The sequence below is a fragment of the Paenibacillus sp. lzh-N1 genome, assembly GCF_002872435.1.
GTDB classification, from domain to species: domain Bacteria; phylum Bacillota; class Bacilli; order Paenibacillales; family Paenibacillaceae; genus Paenibacillus; species Paenibacillus polymyxa_C.
This window is the reverse complement of record NZ_CP025696.1, coordinates 4,155,013-4,178,067: the sequence shown is the minus strand read 5'-3', so window position 1 is coordinate 4,178,067 and position 23,055 is coordinate 4,155,013. Positions and strand designations below refer to the sequence as shown.

General features: G+C 46.2%; 18 protein-coding genes. All 18 read right to left on the bottom strand.

Features of this window, described 5'->3' with window-relative positions:
* Nucleotides 1–83 precede the first annotated feature (83 nt).
* The 18 genes from C0638_RS18910 to leuC all read right to left on the bottom strand — a co-directional run bounded on the left by C0638_RS18910 (nucleotide 84) and on the right by leuC (nucleotide 22,903).
* Nucleotides 84–1,073, bottom strand: coding sequence for an ABC transporter permease (locus C0638_RS18910; protein ID WP_058712286.1), 990 nt, complete (start codon nucleotides 1,071–1,073; stop codon nucleotides 84–86).
* The gene (locus C0638_RS18905; RefSeq protein WP_013371582.1) at nucleotides 1,066–2,142 is read right to left on the bottom strand and encodes an ABC transporter ATP-binding protein; all 1,077 of its coding nucleotides are present in this window, start codon (nucleotides 2,140–2,142) and stop codon (nucleotides 1,066–1,068) included. Before C0638_RS18905 ends, C0638_RS18910 begins: the two co-directional genes overlap by 8 nt.
* Nucleotides 2,142–3,089, bottom strand: coding sequence for a GDSL-type esterase/lipase family protein (locus C0638_RS18900; protein WP_013371583.1), 948 nt, complete (start codon nucleotides 3,087–3,089; stop codon nucleotides 2,142–2,144). Before C0638_RS18900 ends, C0638_RS18905 begins: the two co-directional genes overlap by 1 nt.
* Before the next feature lie 176 nt (nucleotides 3,090–3,265).
* Nucleotides 3,266–3,946, bottom strand: a complete 681-nt coding sequence (locus C0638_RS18895; RefSeq protein WP_013371584.1) for a TIGR00266 family protein — start codon at nucleotides 3,944–3,946, stop codon at nucleotides 3,266–3,268.
* A gap of 227 nt (nucleotides 3,947–4,173) precedes the next feature.
* Nucleotides 4,174–4,911 carry a CAP domain-containing protein gene (locus C0638_RS18890; protein WP_058712285.1) on the bottom strand — a complete coding sequence of 246 codons (738 nt, stop codon included), beginning with the start codon at nucleotides 4,909–4,911 and terminating at the stop codon, nucleotides 4,174–4,176.
* A 205-nt stretch (nucleotides 4,912–5,116) separates the two neighbouring features.
* On the bottom strand, nucleotides 5,117–5,578 hold the full coding sequence (locus tag C0638_RS18885; protein ID WP_013371586.1) for a GNAT family N-acetyltransferase: 462 nt from the start codon (nucleotides 5,576–5,578) through the stop codon (nucleotides 5,117–5,119).
* On the bottom strand, nucleotides 5,571–6,755 hold the full coding sequence (gene purT, locus C0638_RS18880) for a formate-dependent phosphoribosylglycinamide formyltransferase (protein ID WP_019687815.1): 1,185 nt from the start codon (nucleotides 6,753–6,755) through the stop codon (nucleotides 5,571–5,573). The genes C0638_RS18885 and purT overlap by 8 nt, the downstream gene beginning before the upstream one ends.
* A 129-nt stretch (nucleotides 6,756–6,884) precedes the next feature.
* Nucleotides 6,885–8,723 (bottom strand): ABC transporter ATP-binding protein, encoded by a 1,839-nt coding sequence (locus C0638_RS18875; RefSeq protein WP_058712283.1) that lies wholly within the window; start codon nucleotides 8,721–8,723, stop codon nucleotides 6,885–6,887.
* The gene (locus C0638_RS18870; protein ID WP_058712282.1) at nucleotides 8,720–10,495 is read right to left on the bottom strand and encodes an ABC transporter ATP-binding protein; all 1,776 of its coding nucleotides are present in this window, start codon (nucleotides 10,493–10,495) and stop codon (nucleotides 8,720–8,722) included. The genes C0638_RS18875 and C0638_RS18870 overlap by 4 nt, the downstream gene beginning before the upstream one ends.
* A 256-nt stretch (nucleotides 10,496–10,751) precedes the next feature.
* A complete protein-coding gene (locus C0638_RS18865) occupies nucleotides 10,752–14,420 on the bottom strand; it encodes a dynamin family protein (protein WP_058712281.1) in 3,669 nt (1,222 codons plus the stop codon).
* A gap of 187 nt (nucleotides 14,421–14,607) precedes the next feature.
* A complete protein-coding gene (locus C0638_RS18860; RefSeq protein WP_013371592.1) occupies nucleotides 14,608–15,153 on the bottom strand; it encodes a glutathione peroxidase in 546 nt (181 codons plus the stop codon).
* Nucleotides 15,154–15,326: 173 nt separating this feature from the next.
* Nucleotides 15,327–15,599, bottom strand: a complete 273-nt coding sequence (locus tag C0638_RS18855; RefSeq protein WP_013310628.1) for a hypothetical protein — start codon at nucleotides 15,597–15,599, stop codon at nucleotides 15,327–15,329.
* 67 nt (nucleotides 15,600–15,666) lie between these two features.
* Nucleotides 15,667–16,341, bottom strand: coding sequence for an endonuclease III (gene nth / locus C0638_RS18850; RefSeq protein WP_025365090.1), 675 nt, complete (start codon nucleotides 16,339–16,341; stop codon nucleotides 15,667–15,669).
* A gap of 213 nt (nucleotides 16,342–16,554) precedes the next feature.
* Complete coding sequence (locus tag C0638_RS18845) at nucleotides 16,555–17,205, bottom strand: GerMN domain-containing protein (protein WP_013371594.1); 651 nt, start codon at nucleotides 17,203–17,205, stop codon at nucleotides 16,555–16,557.
* Nucleotides 17,206–17,254: 49 nt separating this feature from the next.
* On the bottom strand, nucleotides 17,255–18,754 hold the full coding sequence (locus tag C0638_RS18840; RefSeq protein WP_040103523.1) for an N-acetylmuramoyl-L-alanine amidase family protein: 1,500 nt from the start codon (nucleotides 18,752–18,754) through the stop codon (nucleotides 17,255–17,257).
* Nucleotides 18,755–19,048: 294 nt separating this feature from the next.
* Nucleotides 19,049–20,623: an N-acetylmuramoyl-L-alanine amidase gene (locus C0638_RS18835; RefSeq protein WP_058712280.1), complete on the bottom strand. Its 1,575-nt coding sequence runs from the start codon at nucleotides 20,621–20,623 to the stop codon at nucleotides 19,049–19,051.
* 231 nt (nucleotides 20,624–20,854) lie between these two features.
* Complete coding sequence (gene leuD / locus C0638_RS18830) at nucleotides 20,855–21,457, bottom strand: 3-isopropylmalate dehydratase small subunit (RefSeq protein ID WP_016822140.1); 603 nt, start codon at nucleotides 21,455–21,457, stop codon at nucleotides 20,855–20,857.
* 21 nt (nucleotides 21,458–21,478) lie between these two features.
* Entirely contained in the window at nucleotides 21,479–22,903 is a 1,425-nt protein-coding gene (gene leuC, locus C0638_RS18825) for a 3-isopropylmalate dehydratase large subunit (RefSeq protein ID WP_058712311.1), read from the bottom strand.
* Between the last annotated feature and the right edge of the window lie 152 nt (nucleotides 22,904–23,055).

Sequence of the window (23,055 nt, the reverse complement as noted above, 5' to 3'; positions counted from 1 at the left end):
GTCTAATCGTAACCGTGTTTTGCCTTATTCTTGATGGTTTTCACCAAAAATGCAAACAGATGTTTTCTTTTACCTTGTCCATTTTAATTCAATATATCCCGTTTCGTAAAGACGGCGAATGAAACAATCAACGCCGCAGCCCCCCAAATGCCCAGTACAGCTAAAGAAAACGGCAGGGTCATTCCCTCAATCGGGGCAGGGCTTCCAGATAAATAATCGGTTAATCGGAGGTTAACCATAAATAAATATTTGGCGCTCTGCCAAGATGAAGCCATGTTGGTCAGTATAGTGCCCGAAATGAGCGCGGCCATCATGACCACGATACTTGCAGCTGTACTACGTACCAGAACAGATACCATAAAGGCTAACGAAGCAACCACCAGACTGACAAACCAGATCAATCCGGCTTGCAGCATCAGGTAATGCCATTGTGGAATTGCATGTACAGCAGACAAATCCACCGTCGATCCAACAATTTGAAAGCCGGTAAATACCGGAACATTAAAACCACGAAAACCAAAAAACAAGCCTGATATGAGATAACTAATGACAAATACGGCCAAAATGATGAGCGAAACGAACATATACAGTGTCAGCAGCTTGCTCAGCAGTATTTTCCACCGCCTGACCGGCCGAGTCAGCAACATTTTTATCGTGCCTGTCGTCCGTTCTCCTGAAACCAAGTCCGAAGCAATGGCCATGATCAACAACGGAACGAACAGATTTATGGAGTTATCCATAAACTCTCTGGTAAAAGTGACGCCACTCGGCTCATTAGGATTCACGTCATTTTCCAGATAATATTGCATCTGCTGCACAAAGACCCGACGATAGGTCTTCCATTCTTCGGGAACCCTATCGCTGCCCAGCGAGTTTTGGTTATCGGTAATGGCTTGACGCAGTTCCAGCCGCCAATCATTGCCGAATTTCTTGCGATTGTTTTCTGCCACTTTCATCTGAGCGTACGTAAAAATCGGCACAAGCACAAGCAAAACAAGTAAAATGACATAAAATCGTTTCTTCTTGATAATTTTAAGGGTTTCATTTTGTACGAGCGGTAAAATATTATTCAAGTATCTCACCTTCCGTCATTTTCAGGAATAGTTGCTCCAGTGTAGGATTAATTTTGGTTACACCTTTAACGGAAATACCGGAAGCTGTCATGTGTGCGACCAGCTTCGCAATATGCTCTTCATCCATTTCTGTAAAAATAGCATCGACTCCGCTGCCTGCAACAATGCTGTCATCAATTAATTCATCGACGTTCGTAATTATGTGCACATACGGAGAATTTTGCAATAGGGCAAGGCCTTGATCGCGAGGCTCCAGCTGCCATACAGCCATATGTGAGTGTGTCTCAACCAGTTCCTGTACCCCACCAACAGCCAGCACCTTTCCCCGACTAATAATTGCCACACGATCACATAGCAACTGGATCTCGCTGAGCAAATGACTGGAAACAAATACAGCCATGCCTTCTGCCGCTAACAAACGGATAAAAGCTCTCATCTCTTTGATTCCCTTGGGGTCTAGCCCGTTCGTCGGCTCATCCAAAATGAGTAGCTTAGGTCTGCCAAGCAAGGCTTGAGCTATACCAAGACGTTGGCGCATCCCCAGTGAATATGTACTTACCTTATCATGGATGCGACGATCGAGCCGAACCAACTCAACCACCTCGCGGATGCGCTGTTCATCTACGCCAGGCTGCATGCGGGCAAAATGTTCTAAATTCTCCCATCCTGTCAGGTAGCTGTACACCTCTGGATTTTCCACAATAGAACCAATATGCCGTAAAGCCTGCTCAGGGTCACGATTTACATTATGACCGCATACGGTTATCGTCCCTTCCGTAGGCTTAATTAAATCGACCAGCATACGAATAGTCGTCGTTTTTCCTGCTCCATTGGGGCCGAGAAATCCGAAAATTTCACCTGCGCGAACGTCGAACGTTACATCATGAATGATCATTTTGCGTTTAATGCGTTTTTTAACATGCTGAACAGAGAGCACGATTTCATTATTGCTGCTGTCTCTGTCTGCGCTACCAACCTGATTGGAGGAATGAAGACTGGACACTGCATTCGTGGATGTCGAATCTTGGGTCACGCCAGCCTCGGTCTTGTCAGCAGATTGGATGCTCATTACTTGTTCCCTCCCTTTTTCGCTTCTGCAGGTTGGCTACTTGTAGACTGTTGATTAGGATTTACATGATCGGTACCCTTCGTTGCGGTAACAGCAAATCCTTGTGCGATACGTTCAGCGATTGCCTGATAGCCTTGTCCGTTGGGATGAAAATGATCGGATGATAAATAGACGGGCAAATTTTGCTCGAATAAATCGAAAGTTGGAACCAGCGTCATGTTACTGTTTTGGTTGGTAATTGCCATGGCAGCCATATTCCATTCAGTTACCACAAGATTACCGGGAATTTTCATTTCCCGCAGATCACTGAATGGATTATACAATCCTACATAGACAATTTTAGCATTCGGATTGATTTTCCCTACCTTTGTTAGCACCTTTTGCAGACGTTTGGCTGCATCAGGCAGAGCTTTGCGCAAACCGCTGAGTGTAGGTGGCTCTTTGCCGGTTTGGGCCGCCTGTGCGCCCTGAAATAAATCATTTCCGCCAATCGAAACTATAATCACATTAGCCTTCTTCAGTACATAAGACACACCAGGCTCATCCAGCTTGGTTAATAGTCCTTGAGTCGTCAGTCCATTAATCCCTAGATTATTTATGAGCCGAGCTTTATGTCCTTCCTGATCATTTAACAAAGTCACCGACCGACGCACAAAACCACTTCCGGAGTCATCCCCCGTTCCTTTGGCTAACGAATCGCCAATGGCAGCTACACGCAACTCTTCCGTCTGAGCAGTAGCCGATGGTGCAGTTTGTGTCTGCGATGAACCGGATTGTACAGGTTGAGTACTTACCAATGGCTCTGGAGCCGTAATACTTCGTACTGCTGCAATAAATCCGTACAATAATAGCAGTGTGGCGGCAATGGAAACGGAACCGACAGACCGCCAAATCCATTTTGATGAATTCACTCGTGTTCCCTCCTGATAGCTTGGTGAAATAAACATAAAGCTTCTCCTGTCATTTTGCAAATAAACCGTTCTGGTTCAAGCGAAAATCAATGATTACAATCCCATATAATTTTCCATGAACATACTAAAAAAGGATGGCAAATTCCCATCCTTTTATTATACTTTTTGTGCGAATAGCCCTTCCTCTCATCAGCGGGATTAGACGGAAGGAACTATTTGCTATCAGGGATGAAACTTCTAATCCATTGTCCAAAACTACCCGGATTTCGGCTTTGAATCAGTACTGTGCCTTCACCGCGAAAACGGCATACAAGGGCTTCCCCACTCGTTACGCTGGACAACCAACCTTTAGATGCTTTTTCAATTCTATAATCCATATAATCCGGCCACGCCACTAGATGAGCATTATCAATAATACGCTCCTCTCCTGGCGCAATATAAATAGGGTGAATGGCTCCATAAGAGGATAGGAATACTGTGCCTCGGCCACTGATTTCTACAATAAAAAAACCTTCACCGGAGAATAAACCTTTCATCAGGTTTTGCATTTTGGTACTAACCTCAATACCTTCTGTACAGGCCAAAAAACCGTCCTTTTGGACCAACAGCCTATACGTGCCATCCAGTTCCACTGCTTGTACATCACCTATGCTTGCGGGGGCTAGCAGTACTTCAGCGGGTCCCCGGGCTGCCCTCAGCTCTTGAAAAAAGAATTTTTCTCCGCTCAGCATTCTGCCTAAACCACGTAACAGTCCACCGTCTACCGTCCCCTTTATATCTACACTGGAAGACATGGAAACCATCGCTCCCATTTCCGCTTTAATGGTTTCTCCGGGGCTCAACTGTACCTTGAGCATAGCAAAGGCACCTTCATGCACGATTTCGTAGCTCATTTGTTCACCTAGCTTTCCAAAAGTAGTCTGTTATCCATTCAGCTTACTGTCATCATACTATAAGCGCGTCCCATATGTCTTTTCTGGGATAGAGAAATGGTTTATGCTTGAAGAGTCATAAGCGACATAAAAAGACCCGCTGAACGTTGTCAGCGGGTCTCTAAATTACGTTTCGTCATTATCTTTTTATAAACAGAAATGACGTTTGAAACGTTTTTTCTATCAACTTAGTTACGTGTGAACTCTTGTACCCAATATCCATTGTAGTAAGCCACACCGATTTGTGTATATTCTGCCTTCAAAATATTTTCACGATGTCCCTGACTATTCATCCAGGCCTTCATTACTTCTTGTGGTGTTTTTTGTCCCATTGCAATATTCTCACCCGCATACGTATAAGTTACACCGAATTTTTTCATCATATCAAATGGTGAACCGTAAGTCGGAGATGTATGGGAAAAGTAATTGTTCGTACTCATGTCCTTCGCCTTCGCTAAGGCTACTTCTGTAAGCTTCGCATTGGAGGTGAGGGGCTTCAGACCTTTTTGGCTGCGCTCGTTGTTTACAAGCTTTACCACCTCGGCTGCAAATTGAGACTTGCTCAGTTGGGCATTAGAATCTGTAGACTGACCTGCACCTGAGTTGGCGTTTTGTGTTTGAGTCTGTTGCTTGGTAACAGTCTTTGAAGCCTTTTGGCTACCCTGATTCGTCGTTTGCTTGCCAGAAGAAGGATTTGCTGTTTTTGTTTTAGCCTTGTCCTTTTCAGAATAATCCTTAATGACAGTCTTCGTTATTGTTGTCGTCCCGTTGGACATATTGACTGTGTATCCGTTATTTTGAAACCATTGTTGTAATTGGGCAGACAAATCGTCAGCTGGTGAAGCTGATGCCGGAACGATGAATCCTGCGGATAAAACGGCGCTTAGGCTCCCCATCACCAGTGTTTTTTTCAACATATTCTTCATTTCGTCATCTCCTTGTTGTATAAGTGCCTTGGTGTAAACGTCTCAGGTTACAACTTTGTAATCTTTACTCTAGCAGTATATCATGTTTTATAGCATCATCAATGGTATAAAAGTTGGAAAAAAAATAGCCTGCTCGGCAATTGCGAACAGGACTAAGTTAAAAAATATTGAGGCTTTAAGTATTAGATTGTTTGTTGCAAGCTGATTATCTAAGCTTTTTGCTGAAACGGTAGCCTTGCTTCTCAAAGCCGATTCGGTTGTAGAAAGCACGGGCCTCTACTTGTTTGATGCGGTTATTCGCTCCAGTAATGAATAAATGATAGCAGCCTTGCGCACGCCCCCACTCCTCACCACAAGCAACCAATCGTTTGCCAATGCCTTCGCCGCGATACTCCCCGCTCACGACCAGCATGGTGATTTGTACAGCAGGATCAGGATAGGCCAGGCTTTGAGCCGTATGCATGCCGATTACTCCGACAACACAACCATCCATTTCTGCAACCATCATATTCGCTTGACTGTCCTCCTGCGCTGTTCCCATAACTTCTTTCATAACGCCACAAGTCATCGGGTATCCGACTTCTCTAAGTAGTCCAGTTACGGCTTCACAATCGCCAAGCTCTACGGAACGAATTGTCAGTACTGGAATCATCACACTGTTAGACATGATTTACCTCCACTTTCAGCATATTGGCAGCTTCTTTGGCTGTCTTCCGTGCTGTCTCCACATCTTCTGCAGCGCTAAGCGCTACAGCCATCCGGCGTCCCGGCTTGGTTTCAGGCTTCCCGAACACTCGCACCTGTGTCCGGGGTAGCAATAGTGCATCATGCAGACCGCTTATTGCGAAATCGCGCGTAGCCACTTCTGCCTTCAAGGTAGCTGAAGCTCCTGGTGTAAGCAGCGTGACCGAAGGCACCGGGAATCCGAGAATCGCCCGTACATGAAGCGCAAATTCAGACAAATCCTGCGTGATCATGGTTACCATACCTGTATCATGCGGACGCGGGGATACTTCACTAAATATGACGCTATCAGCCGTTAAAAACAGCTCTACGCCAAACAATCCGTAACCCCCCAGTTCATCCGTAATCGTACGGGCAATGTCTTGCGCCTCCGAAAGCTGCTTGTCCGTCATGCCATGAGGCTGCCAAGATTCGACATAATCCCCATCTTTTTGAATGTGGCCAATCGGTGGGCAAAAAGTCGTGCCTGATTCCGATCTGACGGTCAATAAGGTAATTTCGCTCTCAAACGGGACAAAAGCTTCAACAATGACACGTGTCGTTTTGGCACGCGCGCCTTCCAGCGCCGTATTCCAGCAGGATTCTGCGTCTTCGAGTGTCCGGCATACAGACTGCCCTTTACCCGACGAACTCATTAAGGGTTTGACCACACATGGCGTGCCCAGCTCTTGAACCGCCGACCGTAACTGCTCAAAATGATCTGCAAAACGGTAGGCGGCAGTCGGAAGCTGTAATTTCTCGGCAGCCAACCTGCGGATACCCTCCCGGTCCATCGTAAGACGGGCGGCCCGGGCCGTTGGTACTACGTGAAATCCCTCTTGCTCTAATTCTTCCAAAGCACCCGTAGCAATAGCTTCGATTTCAGGTACAATTATGTCGGGCTGTTCCTTGCGAATTAGTGCCTTCAACGCCTCAGCATCCTGCATATCCAGACAGTGAGAGCGATGGGCCACCTGCATTGCTGGAGCCAGCTCATAGCGATCTACAGCAATACATTCCACGCCAAGCCGCTGAGCTTCAATAATGACTTCTTTTCCCAATTCGCCGCTACCCAGCAGTAGCATCTTCTTAGCCTTGGCAGAAAAAGGAGCACCCCACATCTTGAACTCTTCCCCCTCTGACGATATTGCTCTGATCTCTTTTCATCTTTATTTTCAGGGTTTAGCTCCAAGAATGCAATAGTGCTCGGCATTTTAATTTACAAAAAACGCGATTTTTTGATCTTTTTTTTACAAAAATCTGAACTGTGCTTCCACCAGCCCCCGATATATTCCATGTTTTTTCATCAATTGTTCATGATTACCACTTTCCTGGATTTCCCCATGGTCCAGTACAACGATATGATCAGCATTCCGAATAGTGGACAAACGGTGAGCAACCATAAAAGAAGTTCTGCCTTCCAATAGAACCTGAAGAGCCTCCTGAATTTTCAGCTCCGTTTCCGTATCAATGCTAGCTGTGGCCTCATCCAGAATAAGAATTCGCGGATTAGCCAGTAAGGCACGAGCAAAGGATAAGAGCTGGCGCTGGCCCATGGACAGCATCCCTCCACGCTCCTCTACCTCTGTTTCATAGCCATCTGGTAAGTGAACAATGAATTCATGAGCATTGACCGCCTTCGCAGCCGCTTCGATTTCCTCATCCGTTGCATCCAAACGGCCAAATCGGATATTATCGCGTATCGTCCCCGAAAAAATAAATGTATCCTGAAGCACGATGCTAATCTGGCTGCGCAAGCTCTCCACCGTGACATCTCGCACATCATAACCATCAATGGTAAGTCGCCCTGACGTAATGTCATAAAAACGACTGAGCAAATTAATAATTGTACTTTTACCTGATCCAGTATGACCTACAAGCGCTATAGATTGACCCGCCTCGACAGAAAGATTAATACCTTTAAGCGCCTGACGTCCCTTTTCATATTCAAAAATGACTTTTTCAAATTGAATATCACCCCGGATAGGCGGTAAGGCTTTTGCTCCCGGTTTGTTTGCAATATTCGGCTGTTCATCCATGAATTCAAAAATTCTTTCTGAAGAAGCCATCGCAACCAGTAGCTGATTGTACATTTGACCCAGCCGATTGATTGGCTCCCAAAAGTTCCCTACATAGTTGGCGAATGCAACCAGCAGCCCCACCGTAAGCTGATCTGTCTGAATTAAATGCGCTCCAAACCAGAACAGCACAAGCGTACCTAATCCTCCGGTAATATCAATAAGTGGGCCAAAGACCTGATTCATAGCAGAAGCCTTATCCCACGATTTTTTACTGGAGCTGTTCATATCGTCGAAATAAGCCATGTTTTCCTGCTCCTGCGTATACGCTTGTGTCACACGAATTCCCTGAATAGATTCATTCAAATGAGAATTGATACGCGAGTTCTTCATGCGTACTTCTTGCCAGGCGCGACGGATGCGTACTCGCAGCTTGGTCGAGATCAAAAACATGATCGGAACGGTCACAATCACTGCCAAACCGAGCTTCCAGTTAATAAGCAGCAAAATAACAATAATTCCGAAAAGCTGTACGCAGTCAATCAGGACATTCACTGCACCATTCGTAAATAAATCCTGTAGCGAGTTAATGTCATTCGTCACACGTACTAATACAGACCCCGCCGGTCTTTTATCAAAAAAGTTAAAGGAAAGCTTCTGAATATGCTTGAACAAATCTTCACGTAAATCGTAAATAACCCGCTGACCAATAATATTGGTGAATTTAATGCGATACGTACTGGCTGCCCATTGAATTAAATATAACAAGAGCACGGCACCCGTAATGAGCAACAATAACTTTACGCTCGGCAGTGCAGGCCATGCGGGAGCAATGGCCTTGTCAATGGCCAGACTGATCAAATATGGAACCGTCAACTTAGTAATCGTGCCGAGAATCATCATGACCAGAAGAATCGGCAGAATCTGACGGGCATAAGGTTTCATGTATGCTAGCAAACGTTTGAATTCCGCCCAGTTAAACGGTTTATCAATGACCTCATCATCTTGATAGACAAAGCGCTCATTGGTCGGCTTCTTTAACGGTTTGGCTTTTTCTACTGGAATATTCATGGTCTCACCTGCCCTTCGGATACACCGTCTGGAGCCTCCGCTATGTAATCGGCGTATTGAATATGATACACATCTTGATATGGACCTGGAGTAGCAATGAGCTGTTCATGTGTTCCACGTTGGACGATTCGTCCTTCCTCAAGCACTACAATTTCATTGGCATGACGAAGCGAAGAGATTCGATGAGCTATAATAAACGTTGTGCGTCCACGCATAACCTCTTGAAAACCGGACTGAATTTCATGCTCCGTCTCCATGTCGACCGCACTGGTAGCATCATCCAGCACGAGAATTTTCGGATTTTTGAGTAGTGCGCGCGCGATGGCGATCCGTTGTTTCTGCCCTCCAGACAGTCCCAATCCACGTTCACCAACAACAGTGTCGTAGCCCAGCGGTAATTCAGTTATAAATTCATGCGCCTGAGCCAGCTTGGAAACGCGTATGATGTCATCCATACTGACATGACTTAACCCATATGCAATATTGTTGCGTATAGAGGACGAGAACAGAAACGTCTCCTGAAACACAGAAGAAATTTGAGCACGTAAATCACGAATTTTCAAATGACGTATATCCGTCCCATCCAGCTTGATGCTTCCTGCATTCACATTGTAGGCTCGCATGAGTAGTTGAATAATGGTCGACTTCCCGGAACCTGTTCCTCCTAAAATCCCAATGACCGATCCCGGTGGTGCATCCAGATTGATGTCAACAACAGCAGGTAGCTTATTACCGTAAGCAAAGGTAACATGTTCAAACGTCACATGTCCCTTCACCTGATCGGCGTTGAGTGTAAGTGCATCAGCTTCATCGGTTACATCTACAGACTGATTCAGCAACTCCAAAACCCTTTCACCGGAAGCTTTGGACTGCGTATAGTTATTGATATGAAAGCCAATGCTCCAGATGGGACCGATAATATACCAAATTAAGCTAAAGAAAGCGACGAGTTCCCCCAAGGTCATTGACTTCTGGATAACTAGATATCCACCCATGCCCAAGAGAAGAACCACACTGACCGAGGCAATCAGTTCCATCGCGGGAAAAAATCGACTCCATAAGGAAGCAGCCTGAATTTGGTTACTTTTGTACTGCTCATTACGTACGGAGAATTTTTCTACTTCATAGGATTCGCGAGCAAAAGATTTAACGGTTCGCACACCTGTAATATTTTCTTGTACCGCTGTCGTCAGGGCGCTGAGAGCAATTCGCATTTCCTGAAAGGTGGGATGTATCCGAGATTCAAATTTGAATGTGACGAAGAGTAGCAATGGCATGCTGATCATCGTAAAGAGGGTGAGCTGCCAATTAATATACAGCATCATGATAGAGCCGAATACGACCATCAGTAGCACATTGAGGAGTTGCGCAAAACCAAACCCGATAAAGTTGCGAATCGCCTCCAAATCACCAGTCAGACGGGACATAAGATCCCCCGTTTTGGCGGTGTCATAATATCTGAAGGACAGAAATTGCAGCTTTTCGTAACAGGCATTGCGAAGTCGATACGCCAGATAGTTACCTAGCCGTCCGCCAAAAAAACCATGTAAAAATTGCATAAACCCTTTGATGATCACGACTCCCAGTACAGTCAGAGCCAGAACCGGAACTTTCTCGAAGTCACCGGGAATGATAGCGTTATCAATGAGCCGTTGGAGCAGGTTCGGATAAACCAGTCCCAAAGCCGTCGCTATCGCAAGGCATAGAATGGAAAGAAATAGATAATGTCTCCTCTCACGAAAAAAAACTTGCAGTTGCCTGAGCACTTCCATGTCAAGTCCCTCCATTAGTTGCACGACGTTGTTATATGGCTTAGTGAAGTTTACCATCCGTGTTCCAAGGCGGCAAAGAGGATAACGGGCCGTTTTCAGGCAGGTTCGCAATTGGTAGGTGATTAGACAAATTAAATCGCTTTCTTATCATTGAATATGGCTATTTCCTCAGTTTTCCTTTCTTTTTGAAGTATGCTTAAAACACCGGATTGTCCCACAACCCGGTGTCCTGAACTTAATACAATCATGAACATATTTATATTGACTCTAAATTCGCGAGCTGATCAGCAAGCTCTTCCCAAACTTGTGGCTCCTCACCGCCCTTAAGTGCATGTTCCATACCACGAATCGTCTCCAGCATTTGCTCTCGTAGCTGTGCTTTCTGCCATGTTTGTTCCTCTTGCATCATAGCAACGTAAAAAGAAGACATTCGTTCTCGCTGCTGATCCACAGCTTCTCCGATTAACTGGCGTAATATGGGCTCCAGTCTAGTTTGTAAATTCGCCCGACCCGTCCCTTCAAAAAATAGCTTTGGATTTTTAAAGCTATTCCAATAATTCTTCCACTGAATGGACTCCTGTAGGGAAATATCGCTCAGTTCGGGGACAGCCCATTCTCTAAATCCAGGAACTGTGCAATCTAGCCCATTCAACTGAAGATTCATGTGATCTACGCACTGTTGGATAGCTTTACCCACCAAGGCTTGCCCCATTTTTTCTAGTCTGAGGGTGGTTGCCAGCAATTCCTGAGACAACTCCAGTTCGATCAATCGCATCAGCTCACGACCACAAGATGCAAAGGCCAAACGAAGATCACCTACTCCTTCACGCAAAACAGATGGATGGAACGCTTCTGCCATAAATTCACCCGTCCGGTAGGCTAGCCTTTGGCGTACATGATACAACAGTTCATCGGTTTCGTCCGACAGCACAGATCCACCATTGTTGTCAGTCGAACCAAGGAGCACATTCTCCAGTTCCCCACGAATTCGAGTTAATTGCTCTAATCGGAGCTCACGCTCTTCAGCGCTATACCGGGCATCAGCAGCATGTTGTTCTATTCGGCTCCGCAGACGTCCCAGCTCCTGCATAGCAGATGCAATAGACAAACCTGCCAGCTCTTCGGCTGCAAATGCCGAAAAATCATTTTCAAACACATCAAACCGTGAAGCTGCACGTAGCGAAGCCTCTCCCTGCTCGGCTGCTTCCAACGCCAGCATGCTGGAAAGCGGATAAATACGCGGCTTGCGGATTCCGTTCGCCTGAAGTTGTTCCTGTACATGCTGAGTCACAGAATATAGTTCATCTTCAGAAGACGCCAAATCGGATGCGTTGACGATAAAAAACGTCTGATTCAGCGCCAATGTCTCTTTGACTCGGCCCAATTGATTCAAGAACTGCCGGTCTCCTTGCGTAAACGCATGGTTATAATATGTCACAAATACAAGAGCGTCTGCATGCTTCATATAATTGAAGGTCACACCTGTGTGCCGTGCATTCACAGAATCGGCACCTGGCGTATCCACCAGCACGATGCCCTGACGAGTCAAAGTGCAATCATAATAAAGGTCGATATGCTCCACGAAGCATGATTTGCGCTCGGATGCGACAAAATCTCGATATTGCTCTAGATTCACCTGAAGCTGTTGTCCTAGCAAGCTTTCAGCTTCTTCCCATCCAGCTGCAGCAGCCTTCAAAAAGCTGTAATGAGGCCTTCCCGCAGGATGAATACCTTCTGGTGATAACGAATTTACGGCTTCTTGCCAGCCCACGGATGCTGGCTCTCCCAATCCTAATAACCGAAATGAGTATTTAAGATCTTCCCGCAACGCATCCACTGATTTCATGTGGACGTCAGCCGTGGCATGGCGCTCATGACTTGTAGGCGCCATAATGCGATTAATCGCCGCTGTCGTCGGATGGGGCGATACGGGTAACACCGCTTCGCCCAGCAAAGCGTTGGCAAAGCTGGATTTGCCGGCACTGAATGCTCCGAATAGCGCCAGTGTAAAGCGCCCGTCCTCCAGTGCAGCAGCTCGCGCATGTAAATCCCGAACAGCCGCCTGCATCGCAGGGTACGGGCTTACCAATGCAGCGGCCGCCTTCAATCTTGTCGCTGCTGCATCCAGCCGCGTACGGCGGCCCCCGGCGGCAGACTGCGCTGTTGTCATGCCTGCTTGTGGCTGCACCGATGCGTTGTGCGAGCCAGCAATGTCTGGACGCACGGCACCTGTTGAAGCCGTATCTGTCGGGGCAGCAGCGGCAGTATCGGCCGCAGGAGCAGGCGTGCCCACACGGGGCAACCCGCCAGGCGCGGAAGCCTGCGGCAGCATGCTACGCAGCAGGTCGGCGTGCGAAGCCAAGGCTTGCAAGCGAGTGCTGTAACGGCTCGCAGCTTCCGCCTGCGCCAGCAACGCAGTGCGCGCATCCGCGAGAGCCTCGCGGCTGGCTTCGGCCCGTACCGCAAGCTGGGCCAGCAGGCGGTCTACCAGCGCCAACGCCTTGCGGCGGCAATCAGCGGTCACAGCAGCGCGCAGGTCCTTGCAATAGTTCAACGTATACTCCGGAGACAAAGCATTTTCCTTTACTGTCTGCTCTACCAGTTGCCGATCCATTGCAGGGCGGATTTCATCCAGCTCCTGTTCCATCGCAGCGGTCCACAAACCTTGACCTTCTCCCCATGACCTCAGTAACTCACGCACATGAGGCAACAGTTGTCCCTCCACCTGATCACTCAGCATCCCTGCCAGCCGGTCCAAACGGCGCTCCTTTTCTCGCTCCGTCTTTCCTCCGGCAAACCATAACCCTGTTTTAAAGCCCGGCTTGCGGCTTTCTAAATATTCGCCAGCCGCTTCACGTAGCTCCGCAGGCGTGAGATGAGCATGTTCCAGTAGATGATCCAGCTCTTGACGAAGCCGTTTATGCTCCTGCTCTGGAAACATCCTCCAGTGTTCATCCTCTTGCTGTAAGGCCTTCTGCTCTATGTCCAGGCGCAAAATGGCCTCTTCTCCACCTGCTTCTTTGAGCAGTGCGTTCAGTTCCTCTTCTTCAGCGGCCTGCACCGTCTCCACATGCTGCTCTACCAAATGGTGCATAGAAGACACTAAACTATAAGCCAAAAGCTCTGCTTTGCGCTCCAGCAAATTCGGAATCAAGTACGTCAACTGCTCCCACTGATTCCAGGGGTGATTCTGTTCCTTCAAGGAAGTAAACAGAATGTCCGTGTAATGTACCTGCCAGGCATGAAAGCTGCTTTCCACCTCATTACGATAACGTGTAAAGGATAGCTCCCGCTCTCGGTGCTTATCGATTTGATTGATTATCAAATATAGTGGCTTGCCCCAATCCGACAAACTTTTGGCAAAAGACAAATTATTTTCAGATTGGACATGATTGTAGTCCATCACATAAAAAACAATATCAGCCCAATGTAAAGCTGAATGTGTCGCCATCGCGTGTCCGTGGTCTGTGGAATCTACGCCGGGTGTATCCAGCAGCACTCCTCCGCCAGATAATATCGGTATATCCTCCCATACTTCAACTGATTCATAGGCTCCACCATTTTTACAATACTCAGCAAGCTCGGACAGGGAAGCTTCCACGATTTCCGGCTCCGGGTTTTCTACCGATCGGGCTGGATGAATAAGCACTCTCGAACGTCCATGACGGATGGACACTACATTAGCGCTTGTAGGCACCGGTCCAGATGGCAGCACGGTTTTACCGCACAGGCTGTTAATCAAGCTCGATTTACCTGCTGAAAAATGTCCACAAAAGGCAATGGTCAACTCTTGCGCATGCGCTTTTTCCATCAAATCCCCTAGCGCCCTCGCTCCCGCTTCATCCCCTGCTTTACGCAAGTTATCCTGTATCTGTTCTATCGTATTCAACCACTTGTCCGCATCTCCTGTAATCGTTTGCATCATAAGCTACGGTTTCACTCCTTGTTTCTTATCTGCACCAAATAGCTATATTGTAGCATTCCTAAGCCACTGTGAGAATCATCACATTAAAAAAACTAAAAAAGCGCTCCCTGCCTGTACCTGGCTTTCGGGAACGCGTTCTTGTAAATGGCAAACCATAAGTTTATTTTATAATGTCCAAAACAGATCATCACAGTAATGCTTCAATATATTCTTCCATATCCAGAGGGTCTGTCGTTGCTTCAAATCGTTTGATCACTTTCCCGTTCCGATCAATCAGGAATTTCGTGAAATTCCATTTGATCGAATCTCCTGGTAAGTACTCAGGATGACGCTCATGAATTAAAGGAATAAGTATTTTGGCAACCGAATGTGTTTCATCAAAGCCCTCAAAGGGCAACGACGAAGCAAGATATGTAAACAACGGGTGAGCCTGCTCATCACGTACATTCACCTTTTGGAACATGGGGAATGCGACCCCATAATTCAGAGTACAAAATGTTTGCACACTTTCATTGGAATCCGGCTCTTGATCGGCAAATTGATTGCATGGGAACCCGAGAATCACCAAGCCTCTATCCTTATATTGATCATATAGACGCTGCAAATCCTGATATTGAAATGTAAAACCGCACTGGCTGGCCGTATTTACAATCAACACTACTTTATCTTTATAATCACTAAGGGTGATCTCCTTGCCGTTCATCGCAATGGCTGAATAATCATAAATGCTCATTTAAGAAACTCCTCTGAAAATGTAATTGAAGATTTCATATTTAAATATGTGAAATCATCCATATCCAGCGTTTTATGACGGTCTTCAAGGTTCGTATATGCGCCTGCGGGCTGGTTAGACCAGCCGAGCCGCCTATACCGGAACATGCAACGCATGTCGTCCGCTAATTACACTTAATTAGCTGCAGTCTCAAGTACTGGCAGCAAAATTTCAAATACTTGACCATGCTGTAAGATCGTAATTCCACGGGATTTATCCTTCATTACGACCACTTCTGGTTTTTGTGACATACGCTCCAGGTAATGCTCAGGGACATCACCAGAATGACTAACTGTGATTCCCTCTAGCTCGCGCTCTTCGTTTTCAGCAAACTCTGTTGTTACAATTTGCTCAAAAATATCGGAGAACGCCTCAAAATTATCTGTATATACCGAAATGCACTTCATTACTCTTCATCCTTTTCTACACATAAATGGTTAAACCCTCTATTACCTTTATAGGTCTTTCGGGTCTTTAAGCTCTACGTTTCTTATCTTTTCTGATAAGAGACGTTTTCATACGTTTCTTGCCTTCCCTGCACACATCCAGCAATGGACACACCTGACATTGAGGGTTTTGAGCTTTGCAATGGTAGCGTCCGAAAAAAATGAGCCGGTGATGGGTCACAGACCATTCATCCCTAGGTACCCTTTTCATCAGCTTTTTTTCCACCTCAAGCACTGAATCATCCCACCCTGCAAAGCCGAGCCGTTTGGAAACGCGCTCTACATGCGTATCTACCGCAATAGCTGGTACATCAAAGGCAGTAGATACTACGACATTAGCCGTCTTGCGGCCAACACCGGGTAGCTTGACCAGTTGATCATGCTCCGAAGGTATCTCTCCCCCGTACTGGTCTATTAAAATCCGGCAGAGGTTATGAATATGCTTGGCCTTGTTTCGGTACAAGCCGATTCTACGAATATCCTGCTCCAGTTCCTCAAGAGGAACAGCCAAATAATCCTCAGGTGACTTGTATTTTTGAAACAGGTCTGCCGTTACTTTATTGACCATCTGATCGGAGCATTGAGCAGACAATAACACGGCAATCGTTAATTCAAAAGCATTGTCATGGTTCAGCTCACAATGGGCATCCGGAAACATCGTACCGATGGTGTCCAATATATGACGTGCGGTTGCTGCATTCACGGAAATCCTACCTCCTAGCAAAAAAAACGTCTTGATACGGGATAGCCCGCATCAAGACGGTCACTCTAAATAATCATCCGGAAAGAAACGAATACTATTTGTGCATGACTGCCTGCATAGGCGAGAAATACACTCCTATATTATCATTATCTGTCACAGATTGCACGTGAAAAGTGTGTAAATTCTCAAGAAATTTTCATACAGTCTGATCAATTAACGGCTCATTGGATGCTCCAAATCTACATGTCCCATTAAGGACTCCAGAGATTGACCATCTACGAGCAAATCCAGCGTTTTGACTTCCTTGAATTGGAACATCGTTTGCTTCAAAGCATCGATAGCCAATTCCTCGCCGCCAGCTCCCAATCGAGCCTCATCCGGCAGGGAAATATCAAAGGTCAATGCACCGTTATCCAATTTGATCTTATGCACGGTAATTTTCTCGGACCACAACGGAATCAGAGCAGAATCACCGCTCTTTTGTAGAGCTTCAAACGCTTTTTGGAATTTTTCCAGCTCGCTCGGATAGGTAATTTCCTTTTTTTGTTCTTTCAAACCGTTCTCTTGTGTATCCGTATAATACACCGTGATCTGCTGTGTTTGACGATCTCCTGACTTTTCCGTGTCCGTCTTGGTCTTTGTAGGCTCCGTCGACGGAGTTGCAGGTGTTTGACTCGCTCCATTATTTTCAGCAGACTGAGCTGATGGATCAGGGGTCGTCTGTTCGGGTGTACTATTTTGTGCAGCTGAAGTTTGTGTTTCCTGAGATGGAGTCGCAGGAGCCGATGTTTGCTTAGAGGCACACCCTGCACCTGCAATGGCAAACAGTGCCAGCAGACCTGCAATTACGATTTTCTTGTTCATATGTCTGTCCCCCTCCTTACTTGACGTTGGCAAGCGATTTGTTGAAGATTTATTTTACGTCGAGATACTCTGTGATTCCATCTGCAATCCCTTGAGCTACCCGGTTTTGAAAATCTTCATCAAACAGTGTTGCTTCCTCTTTTGCATTACTCAGATATCCTACTTCAAGCAAAACAGCTGGCATAGTCGTTTCCCGAATTACATGGAAATTTCCATAACGAATGCCGCGGTCTGTCAGACCCGTCGCAGGAGCAAAGTACTTATGCATAACGTTGGCGAACGCTTTGCTTGCACTACGCTGGTAATACGTCTCTGTGCCGTTGGAAGCTGAGCTACCGCTGCTGTTAGCATGAATGGACACAAACACGTTGGCTTTAAGATTTTCAGCCACTTTTACGCGCTGTTTAAGCTCCAAAAATGTATCATCGCTACGTGTTAACACAACCTCAAGCTTGGGGTTTTGTTTTAATATGCTTTCTACTTTCAGAGCCATCGCAAGGTTGAAGGTCTTTTCATAATTTTTTCTTGAAATACCAACTGCCCCGGAATCTTTTGCTCCATGTCCAGCATCAATAACAACGACCTTTTTACCATTGCTATTAACTGGAGATGTCTGCGTATCGTCCGGCTCTGACCCATCCGGTAACGTTGCGTCTGGCGTTGTATTCACTGAATCCTTGGAAGCCAGATCGACGATAACACGATTCGATCCATCATTATATGCGGTATAATTCATGGCATGTTTCAAATCAATAACAACTCGCACCGTTGATGGTTCCTTTTGGAATAAAGCATATCGGATACCGGACACATCCGCTTCATTCTCAATGTCCAGCGAACCATTTAAGTTGCTATCCAGCTTCTGCTGGTCTCCAAAATTGTCCGCAAATGCAGTCGCTGGCAAATCCACCACTACCCGATCAGGGCCTGTCATCGTAAACGCTTTCGGCTTGACAGCACCCGCTGTTGTGATGGTTAAGCGGTTTTGGCTGAAACTGACTCCCTGCACCTGCGTCACACCTGAACTCGCATTATTGGTTGGCGCAGTTACACTTCCTGTACCTGTACTGTTATTTCCGGACTTAGGAGGTGTAAATTCCCCGTTTCCAGACCCACTATTGCGGGTATATAATTTTACGGACTTGGAGCTGCTGTCCCATTTTACGTCCAGTCCCATTTGCTCGCCGATAAAACGAAGCGGTACAAGGGCATAATTGGAACGCAGCAGAGGCGAAGCATCCAGACTAATGTCGCTTCCATTGACAGTCGCCGTCTTACTTCCGATTATCATTCGGATCAAGGTACTGTCCTTCTCAATCGTTATGGTTCGCGCCTGCTGCTTCCATGTCACGTCATATCCCAAATTTTCAGAAATTACGCGCAGCGGAACCATCGTACTTCCGCCAATTACTTGTGCCTTAGCACCACTAGGGACACTTAACTGTTGATCGTCGAGATAGATTTGTGTTCCACTCGAAGCCGCATGTCCATAACCCGGAACCGCCCACATGAAGACAAATAATAACAACAAAAAACCAAATTTCTTCATTCGTCACCCTTCCATTCATAATTTTTTTGCCACATGCTCCGGTGCGGCGACCTGATATACGCGCTTATGTAATATCAGACAACCTTATAGACGTTATCTCACACCAAAAGTTGCGAATATATTCCATCATAACAGAAATATACGTGCCAAAGAACTATTTTTGTCGAATTTTGACTAAAAATATGGACCATTTGCTTCCCGTCAAAAGTCACAGCAAAAAAATAAAAAAAGCTACTTTTCACCCTCATGAATTTTCATTAAAAGGTGAAAAAGCAGCTTTTATTGCAAACTTTCTTAGTTGAGTGATTCAGTTACTCCTGTGCCTGTTCCAAGGTACTCTTTCAGGCCATCGACAATACCTTCGGCAATCTTCTGCTGTGTTTCTTCTGTGAACATGGCCGCTTCATTTGACAGATTACTAAGGTAGCCACATTCCAGTAATACAGCGGGCATTTGTGATTTTCTCGTCACCACATGGTTTGCCACCTTAATACCGTTATCCTTAAACTCGGTTGCTGCTACAAGATGCTTGTGCATGATCGTGGCCAGGCTCAAACTTTCCTGACGTGCATAATAGGTTTCAGACCCATTAGCTTTTCCGTTATTAGAAGTTGGCATACTGTTACCATGAATGGAAACAAACACGCTAGCCTGCTGATTATTAGCGAGCTGTGGCCGTTCATCCAGTGTGGGATACGTATCTCCATTGCGAGTCAATACAATTTGAATATCAGGATCATTTTGGGCAAGCTGCTGGACTTTTAACGCTACCGCCAAAGTAAATTCCTTCTCATGTCGTCCAGTCACACTGCCTGCTCCAGGGTCCTTACCACCATGTCCTGGATCAATTACGACGATTCGCCGTCCTTCGACATTCGTTGGAGCTACTATCTCCGGGTTCACACTACGTTCACGCAACTGAAGGGTGATATCACCTATGCCATTTGTTGAAAGATTGTAATCACGTGCCTGATTCAAAACAATGACGATACGTGCGCCCCCTTTTGTTCCATCCGCAGGAGCAAATCTGATTTCCTGTACATCCTCACCGTAACTATTCACCAACGCCCGAGTGCCATCCTTACGAACCGGGAACGACTGGAGAAGATCTGTCGACAGTGAAGTCTCCGGTAAATCTACAACTATACGGTCAGGTCCTGTCATTTTGGATACTTTAGGAGTTAGGTCTTTGTTCAGAGAAATCTTTAACGTTTCATTCTCAAAAGAAATGTTTTGTACAAGCACCGCATTTGTAGTAGTCTGTTCTACATTCTGCTCCTTGGAAGTTGAAGGTACGGCTTCCGTATGCTTGTCTGCTTCAACCGGAGTTATTGTTCTCGCTGTTGCTGTAGGCGTTTTATTTGTGCTTTTTGTACTCTGTGTTGACGTTTGCGACGGTTGTTGGGATTGAGACTGTTTATCCGCTGGTTGAGTTGCAATCTTCTGACTGAGATTTACGGATTTATTTTGATTATTCCAATCCACTTTTAACCCCATTTGCTCCCCGACAAAACGCAATGGAACCATGGTCGAGCTGCCCCGCAGCACAGGTGGTGCATCCAAACTAACTGTTTTTCCATTCACATCAGCGGATGTACGGCCTACATACATAGACATATCGGTACTGTTTTTTTGTATTGAAATTTTATAGGCTTGTGGCTCCCACTTAAACTGATATCCAAGCTGCTCCCCAACCACCCTGAGCGGTACCATGATTTTACCATTGACCATTTCAGGCTTGGCACCCGCGGGCGCTTCCACCCTTTTGCCATCCAAAAACAATTCTGCTCCAGCCGCATTCACATGAGGGGAGGACGGCCACAACCAAATCAAGATAGCCGCTAGTATCACCCAACCATATTTCTTCATCCTCATTCCCCTAACTTATATATGTATTTTTTGTGCTACTTACAGACATAGTCCTTCAACCATTTTACATTTACAATACCATGATGAGTCGAACCGTCAACCCCTTATTTACCAATTTATTTTCTAAACATGATAAAAGCCCGTAGGCAAAAGAGTTGCCAGTACGGGCTGTCTGTCTATCAAATAAATTAACTATATTTCTTCATATTGAAATTGGACCGGAAATGAACATTATGCGCCTTGTTTCGCAGCACGTTTTTGCTCATAAGCCAGAATTTCAGACTCATGCTGGAGGGTCAAGCCAATATCATCCAAGCCTTGCAGCAGGAATTGACGGCGATGTTCATCCAGATCGAATTCAATACGCAGACCGTAATCGTCAGTGATCGTTTTTTCATTCAGGTCTACGTTTAATTGGTAATTATCATGCTTTGCCGTGCGCTGGAACAATTCCTCTACTTGCTCTTCAGACAGTTTGATCGGCAAAATACCGTTTTTAAAACAGTTATTATAGAAGATATCCGCAAAAGACGGTGCGATTACACAACGAAACCCATAGTCCATGATTGCCCACGGTGCATGCTCACGGGAGGAGCCGCAACCAAAGTTGGCGCGAGAAATCAGTACAGATGCCCCTGCATAACGAGGCTTGTTCGGTTCAAATTCAGGATTAATATTGCCCGCCTCATCAAACCGCCACTCATAGAACAAAAACTGCCCAAAGCCTGTGCGCTCGATTCGTTTCAAAAATTGCTTAGGAATAATAGCATCCGTATCCACGTTCACCCGATCCACAGGCGCTACAATTCCTTTTAAAGTTGTGAAAGCTTCCATCGTTAATTCCTCCTCCGTATCCTAGCGGACAACTTCTTCTTGCTTGAATTTCCAATCTCGTACATCGACAAAATGTCCATGAATCGCCGCAGCGGCTGCCATTGCTGGAGATACAAGGTGAGTACGTCCTCCGCGTCCCTGACGACCTTCAAAGTTGCGATTAGAAGTTGAAGCACAACGCTGCCCCGGTTGAAGTACATCTGGATTCATCGCAAGACACATGCTGCAACCCGCTTCGCGCCACTCAAATCCTGCTTCTTGAAAAATGACGTCCAGTCCTTCTTCTTCAGCCTGAATTTTCACACGACCCGAACCTGGTACCACGATTGCCGTGACTTTGTCAGAAACCTTGTAGCCTTTGGCTACTTCGGCTGCAGCGCGCAAATCTTCAATCCGACCGTTGGTGCAGGAGCCGATAAACACATAATCAATTGCAATATCCGTGATCGGTGTGCCTGGCTTCAAATCCATATATTCAAGCGCTTTTTCAGCTGCTTTACGTTCGTTTTCTGTCGGCAATTCTGCCGGAATGGGTACGGTTGAGGAAATATCTGTGCCCATACCGGGACTGGTGCCCCACGTTACTTGTGGAATTAAGGAGTCCACGTCAAACTCCAGCACGACATCAAACTCGGCGCCTTCATCGGTGACAAGCTCTTTCCACTCAGCAACCGCCTGCTCAAATGCGTCACCTTGGGCTACATGTTGACGTCCACGCAAGTAGTTGAAGGTCGTTTCGTCCGGCGCAATCATACCTGCTCTGGCTCCGCCTTCAATAGACATGTTACACACTGTCATGCGCTCTTCCATGCTCAACTCGCGGATGGATTCACCCGTGTACTCAATAACATAGCCTGTAGCGAAATCTGTACCGTATTGGGCGATGACACCCAAAATCATGTCCTTTGCCGTCACACCAGGTTTGCGACGCCCTACAAAACGAACTTCCATCGTTTTTGCTTTTGCTTGCTGGAGACATTGCGTTGCCAATACGTGCTCTACCTCACTGGTTCCGATACCAAAAGCGAGCGCTCCGAACGCCCCGTGTGTGGAGGTATGGCTATCACCACAAACAATCGTTTTTCCCGGATGAGTCAGCCCCAGTTCAGGCCCCATAACGTGAACGACACCCTGATCCACCGTATCCAGATCATATAGTGTGACACCGAAATCGCGGCAATTTTGAGTTAATGTATCAATCTGCTGCTTGGAAATCGGGTCCGTAATGTTATAACGATCTTTTGTCGGCACGTTATGATCCATTGTGGCAAACGTCAGCTCTGGACGACGCACCTTGCGACCGCTAAGACGTAGTCCCTCAAACGCCTGCGGCGAAGTTACCTCATGTACGAGGTGAAGATCAATGTACAAAATACTCGGCTTGCCCGCTTCCTGATAGATGACATGGTTATCCCAAATTTTCTCGAACATGGTCTTTTTACTCATCAATATTCACCCCTGTGTTTTTCGAACCTAGTGGAGAGAAGCTGTACGGCTCTCTCTTGGATGTCAACAATATACCACGACGTGTCTGATTGGTCTAAGATATGATATCTATAGAAGTGATAGTCTTGACCTATAAGCGCACTTAAGAAAAT

Excerpts from the sequence above, each read along its gene's own strand:
- leuC (WP_058712311.1), bottom strand. The coding sequence starts at position 22,903 with ATGAGTAAAAAGACCATGTTCGAGAAAATTTGGGATAACCATGTCATC.
- C0638_RS18895 (WP_013371584.1), bottom strand. The coding sequence starts at position 3,946 with ATGAGCTACGAAATCGTGCATGAAGGTGCCTTTGCTATGCTCAAGGTA.
- C0638_RS18845 (WP_013371594.1), bottom strand. The coding sequence starts at position 17,205 with ATGAACAAGAAAATCGTAATTGCAGGTCTGCTGGCACTGTTTGCCATT.
- leuD (WP_016822140.1), bottom strand. The coding sequence starts at position 21,457 with ATGGAAGCTTTCACAACTTTAAAAGGAATTGTAGCGCCTGTGGATCGG.
- C0638_RS18840 (WP_040103523.1), bottom strand. The coding sequence starts at position 18,754 with ATGAAGAAATTTGGTTTTTTGTTGTTATTATTTGTCTTCATGTGGGCG.
- C0638_RS18860 (WP_013371592.1), bottom strand. The coding sequence starts at position 15,153 with ATGAGCATTTATGATTATTCAGCCATTGCGATGAACGGCAAGGAGATC.
- C0638_RS18885 (WP_013371586.1), bottom strand. The coding sequence starts at position 5,578 with ATGTCTAACAGTGTGATGATTCCAGTACTGACAATTCGTTCCGTAGAG.
- C0638_RS18900 (WP_013371583.1), bottom strand. The coding sequence starts at position 3,089 with ATGTTTATTTCACCAAGCTATCAGGAGGGAACACGAGTGAATTCATCA.
- C0638_RS18855 (WP_013310628.1), bottom strand. The coding sequence starts at position 15,599 with ATGAAGTGCATTTCGGTATATACAGATAATTTTGAGGCGTTCTCCGAT.
- C0638_RS18870 (WP_058712282.1), bottom strand. The coding sequence starts at position 10,495 with ATGGAAGTGCTCAGGCAACTGCAAGTTTTTTTTCGTGAGAGGAGACAT.
- C0638_RS18875 (WP_058712283.1), bottom strand. The coding sequence starts at position 8,723 with ATGAATATTCCAGTAGAAAAAGCCAAACCGTTAAAGAAGCCGACCAAT.
- C0638_RS18865 (WP_058712281.1), bottom strand. The coding sequence starts at position 14,420 with ATGATGCAAACGATTACAGGAGATGCGGACAAGTGGTTGAATACGATA.
- C0638_RS18835 (WP_058712280.1), bottom strand. The coding sequence starts at position 20,623 with ATGAAGAAATATGGTTGGGTGATACTAGCGGCTATCTTGATTTGGTTG.
- C0638_RS18890 (WP_058712285.1), bottom strand. The coding sequence starts at position 4,911 with ATGAAGAATATGTTGAAAAAAACACTGGTGATGGGGAGCCTAAGCGCC.
- C0638_RS18905 (WP_013371582.1), bottom strand. The coding sequence starts at position 2,142 with ATGAGCATCCAATCTGCTGACAAGACCGAGGCTGGCGTGACCCAAGAT.
- purT (WP_019687815.1), bottom strand. The coding sequence starts at position 6,755 with ATGTGGGGTGCTCCTTTTTCTGCCAAGGCTAAGAAGATGCTACTGCTG.